Source organism: Mucilaginibacter daejeonensis (assembly GCF_020783335.1).
Classification (GTDB): Bacteria; Bacteroidota; Bacteroidia; order Sphingobacteriales; family Sphingobacteriaceae; genus Mucilaginibacter; species Mucilaginibacter daejeonensis.
Map to the genome: position 1 here is coordinate 2,464,496 of NZ_CP086068.1, position 15,273 is coordinate 2,479,768.

The 15,273-nt window shown below is 44.4% G+C and carries 15 protein-coding genes; 8 read left to right on the top strand and 7 right to left on the bottom strand.

Annotation, left to right across the window (positions count from 1 at the left end):
* Positions 1 to 193 precede the first annotated feature (193 nt).
* From LLH06_RS10335 to istB, 4 genes are all read left to right on the top strand, one after another.
* Positions 194 to 439, top strand: coding sequence for a hypothetical protein (locus tag LLH06_RS10335; protein WP_228169211.1), 246 nt, complete (start codon positions 194 to 196; stop codon positions 437 to 439).
* A 122-nt stretch (positions 440 to 561) separates the two neighbouring features.
* On the top strand, positions 562 to 1,119 hold the full coding sequence (gene istA, locus LLH06_RS10340) for an IS21 family transposase (protein WP_228169212.1): 558 nt from the start codon (positions 562 to 564) through the stop codon (positions 1,117 to 1,119).
* A 68-nt stretch (positions 1,120 to 1,187) separates the two neighbouring features.
* The gene (locus LLH06_RS10345; protein WP_228169213.1) at positions 1,188 to 1,724 is read left to right on the top strand and encodes a Mu transposase domain-containing protein; all 537 of its coding nucleotides are present in this window, start codon (positions 1,188 to 1,190) and stop codon (positions 1,722 to 1,724) included.
* A 20-nt stretch (positions 1,725 to 1,744) separates the two neighbouring features.
* Positions 1,745 to 2,506 (top strand): IS21-like element helper ATPase IstB, encoded by a 762-nt coding sequence (gene istB / locus LLH06_RS10350; protein ID WP_228169214.1) that lies wholly within the window; start codon positions 1,745 to 1,747, stop codon positions 2,504 to 2,506.
* Between the two features lie 176 nt (positions 2,507 to 2,682).
* Here istB and LLH06_RS10355 read toward each other — a convergent pair whose 3' ends face one another.
* The 3 genes from LLH06_RS10355 to LLH06_RS10365 all read right to left on the bottom strand — a co-directional run bounded on the left by LLH06_RS10355 (position 2,683) and on the right by LLH06_RS10365 (position 8,738).
* Positions 2,683 to 3,045, bottom strand: a complete 363-nt coding sequence (locus LLH06_RS10355; RefSeq protein WP_228169215.1) for a response regulator — start codon at positions 3,043 to 3,045, stop codon at positions 2,683 to 2,685.
* Positions 3,046 to 3,078: 33 nt separating this feature from the next.
* A complete protein-coding gene (locus tag LLH06_RS10360) occupies positions 3,079 to 5,955 on the bottom strand; it encodes a PAS domain-containing protein (protein WP_228169216.1) in 2,877 nt (958 codons plus the stop codon).
* Positions 5,956 to 6,113: 158 nt separating this feature from the next.
* On the bottom strand, positions 6,114 to 8,738 hold the full coding sequence (locus LLH06_RS10365; protein WP_228169217.1) for a PAS domain-containing protein: 2,625 nt from the start codon (positions 8,736 to 8,738) through the stop codon (positions 6,114 to 6,116).
* Positions 8,739 to 9,231: 493 nt separating this feature from the next.
* Here LLH06_RS10365 and LLH06_RS10370 point away from each other — a divergent pair, with 493 nt between their 5' ends.
* On the top strand, positions 9,232 to 10,458 hold the full coding sequence (locus LLH06_RS10370; protein ID WP_228169218.1) for a site-specific integrase: 1,227 nt from the start codon (positions 9,232 to 9,234) through the stop codon (positions 10,456 to 10,458).
* 41 nt (positions 10,459 to 10,499) lie between these two features.
* Here LLH06_RS10370 and LLH06_RS10375 read toward each other — a convergent pair whose 3' ends face one another.
* From LLH06_RS10375 to LLH06_RS10390, 4 genes are all read right to left on the bottom strand, one after another.
* On the bottom strand, positions 10,500 to 10,895 hold the full coding sequence (locus LLH06_RS10375) for a hypothetical protein (protein ID WP_228169219.1): 396 nt from the start codon (positions 10,893 to 10,895) through the stop codon (positions 10,500 to 10,502).
* Positions 10,896 to 10,982: 87 nt separating this feature from the next.
* Positions 10,983 to 11,405 (bottom strand): hypothetical protein, encoded by a 423-nt coding sequence (locus tag LLH06_RS10380; RefSeq protein WP_228169220.1) that lies wholly within the window; start codon positions 11,403 to 11,405, stop codon positions 10,983 to 10,985.
* Positions 11,405 to 12,535, bottom strand: a complete 1,131-nt coding sequence (locus LLH06_RS10385) for a nucleotidyltransferase domain-containing protein (RefSeq protein WP_228169221.1) — start codon at positions 12,533 to 12,535, stop codon at positions 11,405 to 11,407. Before LLH06_RS10385 ends, LLH06_RS10380 begins: the two co-directional genes overlap by 1 nt.
* Positions 12,532 to 13,341 (bottom strand): SMODS-associated NUDIX domain-containing protein, encoded by an 810-nt coding sequence (locus LLH06_RS10390; protein WP_228169222.1) that lies wholly within the window; start codon positions 13,339 to 13,341, stop codon positions 12,532 to 12,534. Before LLH06_RS10390 ends, LLH06_RS10385 begins: the two co-directional genes overlap by 4 nt.
* A gap of 77 nt (positions 13,342 to 13,418) precedes the next feature.
* On the opposite strand from LLH06_RS10390, the gene LLH06_RS10395 reads away from it, so the two are divergent.
* From LLH06_RS10395 to LLH06_RS10405, 3 genes are read left to right on the top strand one after another with little or no spacing between them, the layout of a single operon-like run.
* Complete coding sequence (locus LLH06_RS10395) at positions 13,419 to 14,063, top strand: sigma-70 RNA polymerase sigma factor region 4 domain-containing protein (RefSeq protein WP_228169223.1); 645 nt, start codon at positions 13,419 to 13,421, stop codon at positions 14,061 to 14,063.
* Positions 14,064 to 14,067: 4 nt separating this feature from the next.
* Complete coding sequence (locus tag LLH06_RS10400) at positions 14,068 to 14,475, top strand: hypothetical protein (protein ID WP_228169224.1); 408 nt, start codon at positions 14,068 to 14,070, stop codon at positions 14,473 to 14,475.
* Complete coding sequence (locus LLH06_RS10405) at positions 14,468 to 15,235, top strand: ImmA/IrrE family metallo-endopeptidase (protein ID WP_228169225.1); 768 nt, start codon at positions 14,468 to 14,470, stop codon at positions 15,233 to 15,235. The genes LLH06_RS10400 and LLH06_RS10405 overlap by 8 nt, the downstream gene beginning before the upstream one ends.
* The last annotated feature ends 38 nt before the right edge of the window (positions 15,236 to 15,273 follow it).

A 15,273-nucleotide genomic window follows, 5' to 3' on the forward strand; every position in this document is an offset into this window, starting at 1 on the left:
CAATGGCTAAATTGGAGAATTCGCTGATATTGACCACCTGATTCCGACGGAAACTGACCACCGATTCCGCGGGAAAGTGACCACCTGATTCCGGAGGAAACTGACCACCCCGAACGAGCCACTTATGCTGTAGAAGCAGCCATATTTTTGGAGGTTTTAACACCTACCAATTATGGCTAATACTACGATAAGCATGAGTAAGATAAGACAGATCCTAAGGATGTACAGCCAGGGCCGCAGCAAGCTATCGATAGCGGCCCAGACCGGCGTGTCACGCAATACCGCAAAGGAGTATCTTGTTGCGTTCGATGCCAGCGGCTTTACGTTCGAAGGGATCAATACCCTTAATGATAAAGAGCTGGAGGACTTCTTTGGAAAAGCAATGAACGCCCCCCGGACAAGCGTATGGTGGCCCTGCAGCGCTGTTTCCCGCAGATAGATAAAGAGTTAAAGCGAGTCGGTATGAACCGCCGCATTTTGTGGGAAGCTTATATCAAAGAGTTCCCTGACGGGTTCAAGTACACCCAATTCTGCTTTTATTACAACCAGTGAAAAGCCCGCGTGAACCCCACGATGCACCTGGATCATAAAGCCGGTGATAAGCTGTATGTGGACTTTGCCGGTGAAAAGCTAAGCATAACGGACAAGGATACCGGTGAGGTCATTGAGGTCGAGGTGTTCGTTGCTATCCTTGGTGCCAGCCAGTTAACTTACGTAGAATCTGTGCTGAGCCAGCAGAAAGAAGACTTTATAGCAGCCTGCGAGAATGCCCTGCACTTTTATGGTGGCGTACCTGCCGCCATCGTTCCCGACAACCTGAAGGCTGCCGTTACCAAGAGCAACCGCTATGAGCCAACGCTGAACGATACCTTTGCTGACTTTGCCGACCATTACGGAACGACCATCTTACCAGCGAGGGTGTACCGCCCTCGCGACAAAGCGCTGGTAGAAGGAGCTGTTAAGATCGTTTACAGCCGTATCTACGCACCTGTTCGCAAAGAGGCCTATCATACCCTTGCCGAGCTGAGCACAGCGGTCAAAGTCGCTTTAGAAGCACATAACAGCCAGCCGCTCAAAGGCCGCAATTACAGCAGAAAGCTCCAGTCCTGGGGAAGATAGAACGCCAGGCGCTCTCGCCATTACCTGCATTACGTTATGAGTTCAAACGCCAGCACCAGGCTACCGTAATGAAGAACGGTCACGTATGTCTGGGTATCGACAAACACTATTACAGCGTTCCGTACCGCTTCATCGGCAGGAAGGTCAAACTACTTTATTCCCGCACCAACGTCGAGGTCTATTACCACTATGAGCGTATCGCTATGCACAGGCGTATCAAAAGCCCTTACAGCTATACTACTGACAAAGATCACCTGGCTTCTACACACCGCTTTATGACCGAATGGACACCCGATAAGTTCCTGGAATGGGCGGCATCCATTCACGAGGATGTGAGGCTTTATATCCTGAAGATACTGGACCGGAAGCAACATCCCGAGCAAGCCTACCGCTCCTGTATTGGTATCCTAAGCCTGGCACGCAAGGCAGGTAACGAAAGGCTGGCCAGTGCCTGTAGGCGTGCCCTCGGTTATGGCGTGTACAACTACAAGAGCATACAGCAGATACTGGAGAATAAAATGGACAACTACGAGGATAGCTTATTTGCTGATGAGTTGCCTATGCCCAGTCATGACAATATCCGGGGAGAGAACTACTATAAATAACCATTAATGAACAGATCGATATGAATACGAACACCTTGGACAAACTTCGCAAGCTGAAGTTCTTTGGCATGTACCATGCCTTTAAAAGCTGCCTGGAAACGGGCCAAACCGCTGAATACACTACTGATGAACTGCTGGCCCACCTGGTAGAGGCCAAATGGGACGACCGGCAGAACAGGCGCATAGAGCGTACGATCATGTACGCCAAGTTCCGCCATAAAGCATCGGTAGAGAACATTCATTATCATGCAGAGCGCAGCATCGACCGCAACCAGGTGATGCGTTTGGCAGACTGCCACTTTATTGACCGTAATGAGAACCTGCTGATCACAGGCAGCACCGGTATCGGTAAAAGCTATATTGCTTCTGCTATCGGACACCAGGCCTGCATACTGGGTTACCGCGTGTTCTATGCCAGCACGCCTAAGCTCTTTGCTAAGCTGAAGATGGCCAAGGCGGATGGTTCCTACATGAAGGATGTCGCCAAACTGGAACGCCAGCAACTACTGATCCTCGACGACTTCAATATACAGCCTTTTGATGCACAGAGCCGGGCCGCACTGATGGAGATCATTGAGGACAGGCACGGTAAGACATCGCTGATCATCGCCTCTCAGTTGCCGGTCAGTAAATGGTATGAGGTCATTGGTGAAAAGACGATCGCTGATGCTATCCTCGACCGCATCGTGCATGATGCGCACCGCATGGAACTAAAGGGTGAATCCATGAGAAGAAGACGACCCGCTGAAGCTGAAAAAAGCTATCTGGAAAATCATCTTTAAATAACTACTTTTAACAACGCTTCTACAGCGTTCGCTGCGCTCGTACGCCAGCACTTTAGGTGGTCAATTTGCCACGGAATCACCTGGTCAACTTCTCCGTATTATACATGTATGTGACCCTAACACCCAAAGAATATATGCAGGATCATCTTATCAGATCACAAATAGATGGTTTGTTATGCTGCGATTACGGAATTAATGATAGCAGCCAGATTATCCACATCAAATGGCTTCTCAATAAATCTGTCAGCTCCAGCTTCTTTGGCAATGATCCTACCGTCAATAGCAGCGGAGAACAGAATAACCGGGATATGTGCCAGTTGCGGGGTCAGTTTGATCTCTTTGGTCAGTTGGTCACCCGGCAGCGGCATCCAAATATCGATCAGCATCACATCGGGTCTTTCCGCGATAGCCTGATCGATCATTTTACGGCTATTGATCTGGGTAATGACCCGGAAACCTGCAAACTCTAACAACATGCCCGTCATGTCCAGTATATCCACATCATCATCACAAACCAAAACTTTACAGGGCGGCATTTTCATAAGTTTACGTGTGCAATTATAGTGCCCTTAATTGTAGTGAGTTACCGGGATCTCGAACCAGAAGTTGCTGCCTTCGCCTAAAGTACTTTCCACGCCGATCTTTCCGCCATGCCGTTCAATGATCTCGCGGCATAGATACAGGCCGATACCAAAACCCTTGGTGGTCTTCATATGTTCTCCTTCTACACGGTAAAAGCGGTCGAATACGAACGGAAGATCTTTTTCAGGAATCCCCATGCCTTCATCTTTCACGCATACACGCACTTGTCTATTTTGCGTTACTGCAGACACATTGATCGTTGTTCCCTGTGGGGAATATTTGACCGCATTGTTAATGAAGTTGATCAGTACCTGTTCTATTTTGTCCTCATCGGCCAGGACAGGTGTATGTTCCACCGGATGATAGACGATCGTATGCGAGGTGATCGTGGCAAGTGACTCGGATTCGGCTGCCTTGACCAGATCGGCCATATCGAAAGGTTTGTGATCGATCTGTATCTTACCCTCGCCGATGCGGGCTACGTCCAGAAAGCCGGTGATCATACTGGCCATTTTATCTGTCTGCCGGTTGGCCTTGGCCGCAATATTGCCGGAAAAATTATCATTGTTCTTTTTGGCGTTCAACTCAAGCATTTGCAGATATCCACGTAAAGAGGTCAAAGGTGAACGCAGCTCATGGCTGACGATCCCGATAAAGTCACTTTTTCGCTGCTCGTCCTGCTTTTGCTGAGTGATATCGATGATAACGCCGGTAAATGCCGTCAGTTCTCCCGTAATATCTACTTTGAGATTACCCACCGCATGTACCCACCTGATCAACCCATCATGTTTGCCTTTGACCGTGTAAGACATATCATAGTTACCGCCATCCACGATAGCCACCTCGATAGCCTTGGCTACCTGTTCACGATGATCTTCGGTGATCTGCGCGATACAATCCGCAACGGTAACTTCTTCCTCAGGTAAAAAGCCGAACAATTGCCGCAGACGGGTATTCGCGATCAGTTTACGGGTTTGCGCATTGATGTGCCAGGTACCAAAGTTTGCGGCCTCGATGGCGAACTGCAGGTTGTTTTTGGCAGCTTTTACTTCCTGTTGTAACAGGTAGCTTTGGGTGATATCCTGCGCGATGCCAGAAAAACGATAGGCTTTGCCATCCGCATCAAAGAAGGCCTTACCGCAGCAATGCAGCCAGCGTAACCTTTCATCTTCTGCACCGACCGTTCTGAACTCGATATCATATGAGCCCCCGGAGGCAGGATCGAGTGCATACCGGACAGCCTCGTTGACCCTAAGCCTATCTTCGGGGTGCATGTACCTCAACACCTGTTCGTAAGGCACCACGTCATCCTTGGAGAACCCATACAGTTCCTTACAGCGTTCGTCCCAGATGACCATGTTGTTTATGATATCCAGGTCCCAGGTACCTACGTCTGCCGCTTTCATGGCAAAGCGCAGCCGCTCTTCCTTGATACTTACTTCCCGGTATAGCTTATCACGCTCTTCCTGTACGGCCTGTAACGCCTCATTGGTCGAGATCAGTTCCTCATTGGTGACCTGATACTCTTCATTAACGGCATTCAGTTCTTCATTGATGGCCGTGAGTTCTTCATTGAATTCCTGTAGCTGCCTTTCGCTTTCTTCCAGTTTTTGCCGGGCTTCCACAGTCGCCGTGATATCCACCACGGTTCCAATGAAACGCCGGGGTTCGGCTTGTTCGCCAAAATACACCTGGCCAACTGCTCTCACCCAGGAAATATGTCTGTCTGCAGCATCTATGACACGGTATTCGATATCATATGACCCGCCGGTCAGTGACCGGTCATAGGCATCAGCGACCGCCTGCAGTGTTCTTTCCCGGTCTTCGGGATGCAAGCCGTCTGCAAAATCACTGCTGTAGCCAATTTCTTGATGCGCACTTACGCCAAAGATCTGACGGCAGCGGTCGTCCCAGTATAGCTGGTCATTGACCACATCCAGATCAAAGACGCCTAAGTTTGTCGCTTTTTTTGCCAGCTCAAGCTGGGTCAGGGCCGCATCCACCTCCAATTTTGCATTACGCTGATCGGTCACGTCATTCGCCACGATCTGCACGCTGATCACCTCGCCATTTAAATTTTTGATCGGCTGATAGACGAAATTGAAGTAGGCGGTCGCCCATTGCTCATCACGCGCTACCATTGTCTTGACATCATCACCGTAAAGCGTATGACCTGCCTCTTTGATCTGTTTGATAAGATCGGTCAAAAAACGGCTCTCGGCTTCAGGCAAAACATCTGGCAGGGACCTGCCGACAGCCTGACCGTTCAGGTTCCATAGTTCCAGGAGCCTGCGATTGGCGGTATCTATATTAAAACTAACCGCATCGATGACGCCTACGGCAACAGGTGCGCCTTCCAGAAGTAGTTTAGCCTTCTGGTCAGTGATCGTTAGGGTATCATGCGCTTTGTTCAATTGCTCGTAAGCGCTTTTGATTTCTTCACTAGACGCCTGCAGCTCTTCATTCAGGTTTTGCAGTTGACGGGCGTACAAACTGCGTTCGGTGGTATCTATAGCCGTGTTGATCACGCCGTAAATAGCACCGTCAGCATCGATGAGCGGTTTGAAAGAAAAATCGAAGTACTTGGTTCGCAGCTCTCCATCTACCAGCAGCTGGGCTTGTCCATCCGGGTTATGGTACGCTTTTCCTGTGGTATAAATATCCGTCAACAGTTCGAAAAAGCCTTGTTCCCGTATCTCGGGTAAAGCATCCAACAGGTTCATTCCGATGACCGTGGACTCTTTGGACCAGATCGCCAGCATCTGCGGGTTGACCGCACCGATCAGATGTTCAGGACCTGTGAATATAGCGGCTCCTATCGGAAGTGCATTAACCAAAGTTTGTTGAGCGTAAGGGGAAAGCATGCGGGCAAAATATTATCAAAAGTAATTAATTTAATTAACAGGACATCAATTTTCAGTTTTGGCGCATTTTCGGATCAATATCAGCATCAGTGTGATAAGTGTTAATAGCTAACAGATCGATCTGGCGTCAAAGCGCGGGCCTTGTATCAAAGGATGATCTAACTATTTGCTAAGTTAGCACCCAGGTCGACAGTGATGGAAGTCTCTGAGGAGCCTTCCGTCAAAATGGGGATGCTGAAGTAAAAGGTAGAGCCTTTTCCAAGTTCGCTTTCTATCCAAACCTTGCCCTGGTGGCGCTTCAATATCTCTGAAGAGATGAACAGACCCAAACCCAATCCTTCGAACCGCATGGCCGTGTTATCGACGCGGTAATAACGGTCAAATAATTTATTGACATGGGTGGGATCGATCCCGATACCAAAATCCTGTACAGAAACTATCAAGCGGTCGGATTCCAATTCACTGTTGACAATGACCTTCTCACCCTGTGGGGAATACTTGACCGCATTGGAAAGAAAGTTGTTCATGACCTGCTCCAAACGAAAATGATCTCCGGTAAAACTGATATCTACAGCATTTGTCAGAATAATTTCATGCTTGGCCGCCATGTGCCGGATGTTCTCCACACTTTCGGTCAGTAACTGTCTAAAGCTGAAAGGCTGCATATCATACTCCAGCTTACCGGAATTCATCCGGGTCACATCCAGCAGGTCAGCTATCAGCTTTTCCAGGCGCTTGATATGATCTGCGGATTTCTGTGCAAAGCCTGCTATACGGTTGATATCCCCGCCCCGGAGCAGAAGCTGATTAAAAGCTTTGATACTGGTAAGCGGCGTTTTAAGTTCATGGCTGGCGATCGATATAAATTCATCTTTCTTCTGCTCGTTGATCTTTTGCAGATCGATATTCGTATTAGTACCTAGCCAAAGTTGGATCCTGCCATTCTCGATCAACGGTACGGCACGACCCAAGTGCCATTGGTAATTACCATCGGCGAACAACAACCTGAATTCAACGACATACTCATTACCGTTCTCGATCGCGTGTAGCCACAGATCCATCGCCTGGGGCAGATCTTCCGGATGGATAAATCGCTGCCACCCTTCACCAACGATAGCATCCATGCTTGCCCCGAAATCTTTGATGACCACCTGGTTCACGTAATCTATCGCGCCTGATGCGTCCGCGGTCCAAACCTGCTGCGGTATCGTATTCAACAGAAAGCTAAAGCGTTCCTTGCTTTCCTGTAACTGCCCGATCATCTCGTGTAAGTGTTCCTGCGTGCTGACCAGTTCCTCATTCGTGGAGGCCAACTCTTCATTAGAGGCGACCATCTCCTCGTTGATCGCGCTCAACTCTTCATTGGAAGCCGCCAGTTCCTCGGTTGTTTCCTGCAGATCTGCCTGGCTTTGCTCTAATTGCTGACGCGACCGGACCGACTCGGTCACATCGACCACAGATGCCAGGATTGATTCTACCTTCTGGTCCTCGTTAATGATCGGATCATATGAGAAGTTCACGTAAATATTCTTCTCAGATCCATCCGGATGCTTGATCAGTACCGGTAATTCCGGAAAGGCGATACTTTCAGCGGTATCGAATACACGGGCGAGAAGTTCCGGAAAAGGCTGTCCAACCAGTTCCGGGAACACATCGATCAATCTTTTCCCCAGCGTTTGGACGGCATTACGCTGCCAGATCTCGTACATAGCGGCATTCGCCTGTTCTATGACCAGTTCCCGTCCGCTCAATATCGTCATCGCGACCGGTGTGGTCTGCACCATCGCTTCCAGTCGGTATTTAGCCGCCCCGATAGCTTTATTGGCCAGCACCTGTTCGGTAACTTCTGTAGCTACGATCATAACACTATGCGTATCTCCGTTCTCATCCTTGATCGGCTTGAAAACAGAATTGGTAAAGATCTGTCGCAGCTCGCCATCGTATTCCATCAATCCCGGTGCTTCGCTGCCATAATAAGCTTCACCGCTGGCATACACATTTTCAAGGATCTGGAAAAATGCCTGTCCCTGGATCTCCGGCAGTGCGTCATAAATGGTCTGCCCGATCACAGCAGAAGACTTGCCCCATATCTTAAGTATATATTGGTTCGCTTGTTCTATGATAAAATTGGACCCGATCAACACGGCGATCGCAACCGGTGCATCATCAATCAGATAGCGCATCTTGGCCTCGCTGGAGGTCAGCAAAGCAGTTCGTTGCGTTACACGGTCTTCTAATTCGGCATTTAACTGGTTGAGGTGTTCCTGCGTCTGTTGCAACTCTTCGTTAATGGAACTCAGCTCTTCATTCGCTGCCGCCAGTTCCTCATTGAGGGCTTGCTCGTTCTCCAGATTATGCAAGTGTAACTTTTCCTGTTCTACCGCCTTGCGTCCTAATACCACGTCAGTAACATCTGATGCGGTATGCAACATACAATAAACAAGACCGTTGGCATCTTTAATAGGCCGGTATTCATAATCGTAATAACTTGTTTGCAACCTGCCATTGTTTTCGAGAACTGCGGGTACACTTTTCCCAGAAAAGATCTGCCCGGTTCGGAATGTGCCTCGCATTTGTTCGATAAACGGTTGTCCGACCAGTTCTGGAACAGCGATCTCTAAAGGAAGGCCAACGATGTCTCGAGACTTACCCCAGAACCGCAACATCGCTTCCGTCACTGCTTCAATGATCAGATCCTCAGTAGTGTAAATGGCCGTAGCGATGTGTGAGCCGGAAAAAATGTTTAGCAATTGATCACTACTAAGCAGCCTGGTATTATTCATATAATAAAAACAAAATGATAAAGGTAATCAAATTTATTCCAGACTTGATCTCAATTAAAATGCCATTTTACGGTACGAAAACTTTATATTTGGCTAGTAGATAGGGCGTGTTACCTATGTAACTACCTTATAGAACAATAAATACAGCTCATCATTGAAAACAATGATGTAAGGAAATAGGTTCGAGCCCAGGTGGGCGCACAAAGTGGAACACATCCACACCCCGAAACCCTCTAAATAGCTTATTTAGGGGGTTTTTTGATTAATTATCCCCTTCCTAACCCCAAAGAAAGCCAAACTTCTGAACACCTAACTGACTACCTGAGATTAGTTTCTACCTTAGGTGTTCAAAAGTAACGTAACACGCTGATAAGTAATTTTTTAAATGGATTAAAAGCTAAAGAAAAGAAAACGCCGTGGGTACTTTTGAACACCTGAAAGCGAAGCTGAAACAGGATGTAACTAATTCATTAATCATTAAAAATGTTATTGTATGAAAACATCGCAGTCATTCCGCATTTACTTTACGATCAAGAGTGATAAGGAGAAGGATGGCAAAGCACCACTATATGTAGTGGTTACTATCAACAAGGAAAAATGCTTTATTGCCTTAAAGCAAAAAATGGTTGACATCAGTATTTGGGATTTTGGAAAGGGAGCCGCCAAAGGCACTAAGAATGAAATTAAAGAGCTGAATGCCTATCTAGAAGAGGTAAGGCTTAAATTAGGTAACTGTTATAAGGAGTTACAATTAAAAGGGAAGCTGATCAATACGAGATCGATCAAAAGTCTTTTCCTTGGTGAAAAAGAAGAAGCATTTACGTTGAGCAGCCTAATAAGCTACCATAATGAAACGGCTACCACGGATTTAAAGTGGAGTACGCTTAAGCATTATTATGTTACCCAGCGCTACTTAAAGAAGTTTTTGGAACAACACTATAATGCTACTGATATATACCTCCGTGAACTGAATTATAAGTTCGTGAAAGACTTTGAAGTCTACTTGCGTAACCACAAACCGAAAGATCATCAGAAGCCGCTTAATAACAACGGGGTGATGAAACACATTATAAGGTTAAAAAAAATGACTAACCTGGCATTGAATCTCCACTGGATAGATGCAGACCCGTTCGCCACTTATAAACTCAAAATTCAAAAAGTAAATAGGGAGCAACTTTCTGATCTTGAGTTAAAGGCCATTGAAGAAAAGATATTTGGTGTTGAACGTTTGGAAATGGTGAGGGACATGTTTGTCTTTTGTTGTTATACAGGTCTTTCGTATGTAGATGTAAGCAACCTTGAGGCCGAGCATATAGTAACGGGCGCTGACGGCGACAAATGGATCAGGACATGCAGGGAAAAGACCCTTATCCCTGTTATTGTACCGCTGCTACCTAAAGCATTAGCCATTTTAGATAAATACAAAGACAATGAACGCGCTTTGTATGATGGGCGAGTATTTCCTAAAATTTCAAATCAAAAAGTAAACAGTTATTTAAAAGAGATAGCTGACCGTTGCGATGTAACTAAAAACGTTACCTTCCATATTGCCAGACACACATTCGCGACTACTATAACATTATCCAATGGTGTACCTATTGAAACTGTGAGCAAGATTTTAGGTCATACCAAAATTACAACCACTCAGATTTATGCGAAAGTTGTAGAACGGAAGCTCAAGGAAGATATAAATGCCTTGAAACAACGGCTAACTAAATAAACGCACATGTAAGTAAAGTAAAAAGAAAGCTTGATCATTTTTCAAGCTTTCTTTTTTACTGCCGGTGCTTTTACTGAATTAACCGGGATAAAGTTGATAAGTGTTGCGGTGTCTTTACCATTATCGTTCCAAACACACTCTTCCGAACCCCAATATAAAGCCAGGTATTTATCATCACTGTTATTATATTTTTTGAAACCGTTAGTTCCTTTTGTAGTGTAAATAACCACAGCCTGATCTTTTGCTAACTGATATTCTGGAAATACATAGATGTGTCGGAACTCATTAGAAATCATTTCGTTTTCATCAAAGGTGCGGTCAACTAATGCAAATCCTTTGGTACTAATAGGCGCTGTCGCTTTTAACCAAACTTTTTCTTCTTCAACTGAACTACCGTTCAGGACTCTTGTAATTTCTAAAGTAAATTTCTGTGCCATAAAATTATAATTGGTTATACAAATTTTAAAAATTGCTAAATCAATTGCGGGTTTACTGCTTAAAGTTTTACTATCAACTTACGACAACTACCGCTTACCGGGATGCTCTCCACCACCTAGCCAATCACCAGTTATATGCCAAACCTCATAATGATACAGCCAAAGTGCGGTCCAGGGAATAATAGTTTCGCTAATGAGGTCGCTTGATTTAAATTCTCCATATATAGGCCGGTAAAGGCATAAACGCTCTTTTGAATATAAATGCTCCGGCATTTCACCTTTAGAATTCTTTTCAATTTTAGGGTTAAGCAACGTGATATCTGGTAAATGTCCCAGTTTATAGGCAATCCGAACCATGTAAGAAATGCTTCGGGCGGTAGGTTGTAAATCTCCCACAGCTTTGAGCGTGTTCCCTATTACATTTGTAGCAAATCCAGGCCATTTGATTTTAATTGCCTGAGCTTGCTGTAAAATTGGCTTCGCCGTTAATAAACTATTATTAAAATACATTAGTCTCCAAAAAAAGTGTTTGACTTAACTACTGCGCTAGCTACTGTACCAGCCTTGACCATGTTACCGGTCTCCCTGCTTATTCCCAAATTCTGAGCCTTACGATAACTTTCAAGTAAAGTGGTTTGCTCACGTTGCGCCTTGGTAAATAGGTCATCACCAAATAAGCCCTTTAATATGCGGCTTTCGGTGAGCACTCCGTGCTGTTTCTTTAACTCCTGCCACTCGCTATACAGATGTACAACAAATGCTTTAAAGGCTGTGTAATACTGTGGCTCGGAATCCCACTTATCTGTAAAATCCTCCTGGGGATTTACAGGATTGAGAATCTTTAGCCGGGATGGCAGATAGTTTACATTATGGCGTATTTGGTTTACGATATTTTCAACCGTATCAAAAATACTTTCTTCTCCATTGTAATATAACCCAGCGATAGTTGTTAAAATAATGCTTGAAGTTTTATAGCTATCATCACCTTGAAAGTAAATATCTCGGTAACGCTTAATGAGCTGCACCGCACGTTGCAGTGGTTTTTTATACTTAAAGTTATCAGCAGGAATATTTTCTGCTCTCAGCGCCTTTTCCAATAAGCTAACCTTTACGGTATTTGCCCGGTCAATAAACCACTTCGCATATCCGCGCGGGTTGCTGCTTACCCATCTTCCTAATTCATGGTCAGGAACACAAAGCCTGTTGTCATCCCAATCAAATTCCTGTATACCAGGTAGAATGTCCATATGAAAATCACCGGAATAATTCAGACGTATACAGCGTTTCTTTAATTCCATCATTCCCTTATACGTCTCGTGTTCACTCAGCCTGCGTTTCAGTTCCTGATATATGCGTTGAGGGGTATGCGAGGTGTGATTTGTTTTGATGTGCAAGGCAATATCCAGGTCGAACTCGTCTTTACCGATGGGTTTTACCGTGGTAAGGATACGTACTGAACCATGTGGATATAGTTCGTAAGAATAAGGCTTAAAGAACTTTTCATCTTTTTCTATCCAGGATTTGATAGCCTCGTAATGCCCTTTCATCCTGTCGTAACGGCTATCGCCGAGTTGTAATGATTCAGCCATCCTATCCAGAATGTCGTCTATCTGCGCTTGTCTATTGTTTAAATATATCATAGGGGTAAAATTTTGAATGTATGAGGTAATATGGTGCGCCCATTATTGGTAGCGCCTTTTCTAATTTCGTCAGGGGTTGCAAAAACGATTTGTTCGTTATGGTTGATCAAATCGGCGATAGCTTTTTTTTGAGCATCAGTTTCCGGACGTAATTCATAAATCTCTGCATAACGAAATTCGTCTATCGGATAGACTGGTGATTTTAAAACGCCTTCAGTATGCTTACAGATAAATACGTACTTCACATGTTTGAAAATATCTTCCTGTAATAAGCCGGGCTGCACTAACTCCTCGTAAAACTCACGCCAAGGGTCCATTTCCCGATTTTTGCGGCTTTCAAACCATTTAATAAAATCAATCAGGTCTTTACGCTTCTTCAGGCGTATTCGCAGATCGTGATCTGTTTTTTCATCACGCGGCACATGGTCACACGGTTCAACCCCAAGTTTATCAAATAACTCGCGGTTCTCTTCTTTGAAATATTTGAATGCGCCGCCAATTGGTTGATATCCCACTCGGTCATTTTTATGCCGCTTTATCAAGACATACCTACCATTCACTTCTATCCGGAACAAATAGGCCACAGTAACGCGTACCGGCTGACTGGCTTTAAATATCTTTGTCTTTAGCAGATTCCAATGCTTTTTATTCTCTATTAAAAACACAATCAGATCAATAGCCCCGCTTAAAACAAAACCCAAAGCGATCTTGAAAATGGTAGATTTAACATCGGTTGCTGTAATAAAAATGCAGGCTATAAAACCCGCGATACCTATTAAAAAATTGATCTTACCTTTTAAATTCATATACTCCTTTCTTTTTTTTAACTTCCCTTGTTTTTTAAGCTCCGGATTATTTGCCCCTCTAATAAGTATATAACCGGATGTTTAAAAAAGTCCCCCACTTGGGGGAAAACCTAACTAAGCCGGTTATTATCACTATGATTTTAGGACCTCACTATAGCAATAATCAAAGACGGTTTTCAACGTTAAAAGAAAACGATTGGAAAGTTGTCCTCAGAAAAAGCGCCAAACACATACGTATAAGATTAAGACAAAGGACCTTGAGTGGCGCCCATAGCGCTGGAAATCTAGGTACTAATCCGGTTGAACATTACTTGGAAATTGCCTATACCAAATTGCTGGGCGGTGAATGGGAATGGAAAGAAAAGTTTACATTACTAGAGCAGATGATCCGTTTGATCGATCATGAAATAAGTGCTGAAGTTGAAAAATATAAAACACCTAAATCAAAAGCGTTGAGAATCGAATATACCGATATCACAGATGAATTTTATATACCAGACGACACGCAGGTAACAGTAGATGAAGAAAAGACGTTTAAGGAGCAATGTGAGGCTTTGAAACATGCGGCCGCTGGCGATACCGAATTAGAAATGATATATGAAGCTATCTGTGAAGGGATGAAAAGAGCTGAGATTGCCGAACTGTTGGGTAAAACCCCAAAGCAGTTTGATAAGCTGAAAGAGAAATTGGTTAATAAGGTAAAAAAATCACAACAATCCTGAAGCTATGCCGACCAATAAGCAAATTTTAAATAACCTATATGGGTTAATGTTGGAGATCAACTACCAGCAAGACGATAAGGATGTGTTGGCGGAATTAGAGGCTAAACCAGACTCGGTGGTTAATAACCACCTGCTAAAGATCAAACAATTAACAGCTAAGTTAAAAGCTGAAGCAAACCGTCAGCGGTATGCAGACGCCGTGAGCCAACTTCAACTTTTAAAACAAAAAGGCATTGAAGAATTTAAAAAACTGTTTAGTCCAAGCGATCAGACCAAATTAGTGCCGATGTTCAATCGGTTTACCGAACTTTCCCAAAAAGACGAGCAGGAGATTTTAGAAGATCAGGAAATGCTACATTTTATGGAAATACTTAAAGATAGGGCAAACGAGACTGATAGCAATAATGGTTAACCCTGGTACCAAAGCACTTCAGCTTCTTCATGAAATCGGTTGGTCAAAACCTGGCGATCTTTCTATGGAGGATATCGTTTTCTCCCTAAATGGTATTTTAAAATTCCAACCCCTATCCGGTTCAGAGGGGCGTATATTGATCAAAGGTGACAACGCCATCATTACGGTAAACTCTGCTATCAGTTATGAACCAAGAAAAAATTGGGTGATCGCCCATGAGATCGGACATTTCTGTCTTCATAAAAATGTGGTGCCCCTATTTTCGGATACCGACAAAACACTATCTGATTGGTTTCAAAAAGGTCCGCAGGAACAACAGGCAAATGACTTCGCATCGGAGTTATTGATGCCATCGCCATTGTTTAAACACAAAGTTTCAGGTAAGAAACTTAATATTTCTCTCATACAGGATACTGCCAATTATTTTAATGTTTCGTTGATTGCCACATTCCTTAAGTACCGTTTTTTGGGAGACTTCCCAGTGATGATTATTTTTATTGAAAATGGGCTAATCAAATGGAAGCAGTATACGCAAGGCTTCCCATTTGAGTACATCGAGTATGAAAGCAAAGTGCCCGTTTATACAGTTGCCGGTGATTTATTTTACAATAACACAAAAGAAGAAAGCCCCGAAAAAGTGGATGCCATAGAATGGTTTCCGGATGACTTCAATATCAAAACTAGAAAGACATGGCAACTTTGGGAGCAGTGTTATAGGGTTTCTGATACTGGTATTGTTTCATGCTTGTGGACGTTTTAATTTCAAATACTATCGTTTTTATAAGTGTTAATTAATCC

Bases quoted from the DNA above. Each gene is read 5' to 3' on its own strand.
- LLH06_RS10335 (WP_228169211.1), top strand. From the start codon at position 194: ATGAGTAAGATAAGACAGATCCTAAGGATGTACAGCCAGGGCCGCAGC.
- LLH06_RS10345 (WP_228169213.1), top strand. From the start codon at position 1,188: ATGAAGAACGGTCACGTATGTCTGGGTATCGACAAACACTATTACAGC.
- istB (WP_228169214.1), top strand. From the start codon at position 1,745: ATGAATACGAACACCTTGGACAAACTTCGCAAGCTGAAGTTCTTTGGC.
- LLH06_RS10355 (WP_228169215.1), bottom strand. From the start codon at position 3,045: ATGCCGCCCTGTAAAGTTTTGGTTTGTGATGATGATGTGGATATACTG.
- LLH06_RS10360 (WP_228169216.1), bottom strand. From the start codon at position 5,955: ATGCTTTCCCCTTACGCTCAACAAACTTTGGTTAATGCACTTCCGATA.
- LLH06_RS10365 (WP_228169217.1), bottom strand. From the start codon at position 8,738: ATGAATAATACCAGGCTGCTTAGTAGTGATCAATTGCTAAACATTTTT.
- LLH06_RS10370 (WP_228169218.1), top strand. From the start codon at position 9,232: ATGAAAACATCGCAGTCATTCCGCATTTACTTTACGATCAAGAGTGAT.
- LLH06_RS10375 (WP_228169219.1), bottom strand. From the start codon at position 10,895: ATGGCACAGAAATTTACTTTAGAAATTACAAGAGTCCTGAACGGTAGT.
- LLH06_RS10380 (WP_228169220.1), bottom strand. From the start codon at position 11,405: ATGTATTTTAATAATAGTTTATTAACGGCGAAGCCAATTTTACAGCAA.
- LLH06_RS10385 (WP_228169221.1), bottom strand. From the start codon at position 12,535: ATGATATATTTAAACAATAGACAAGCGCAGATAGACGACATTCTGGAT.
- LLH06_RS10390 (WP_228169222.1), bottom strand. From the start codon at position 13,341: ATGAATTTAAAAGGTAAGATCAATTTTTTAATAGGTATCGCGGGTTTT.
- LLH06_RS10395 (WP_228169223.1), top strand. From the start codon at position 13,419: ATGTTTAAAAAAGTCCCCCACTTGGGGGAAAACCTAACTAAGCCGGTT.
- LLH06_RS10400 (WP_228169224.1), top strand. From the start codon at position 14,068: ATGCCGACCAATAAGCAAATTTTAAATAACCTATATGGGTTAATGTTG.
- LLH06_RS10405 (WP_228169225.1), top strand. From the start codon at position 14,468: ATGGTTAACCCTGGTACCAAAGCACTTCAGCTTCTTCATGAAATCGGT.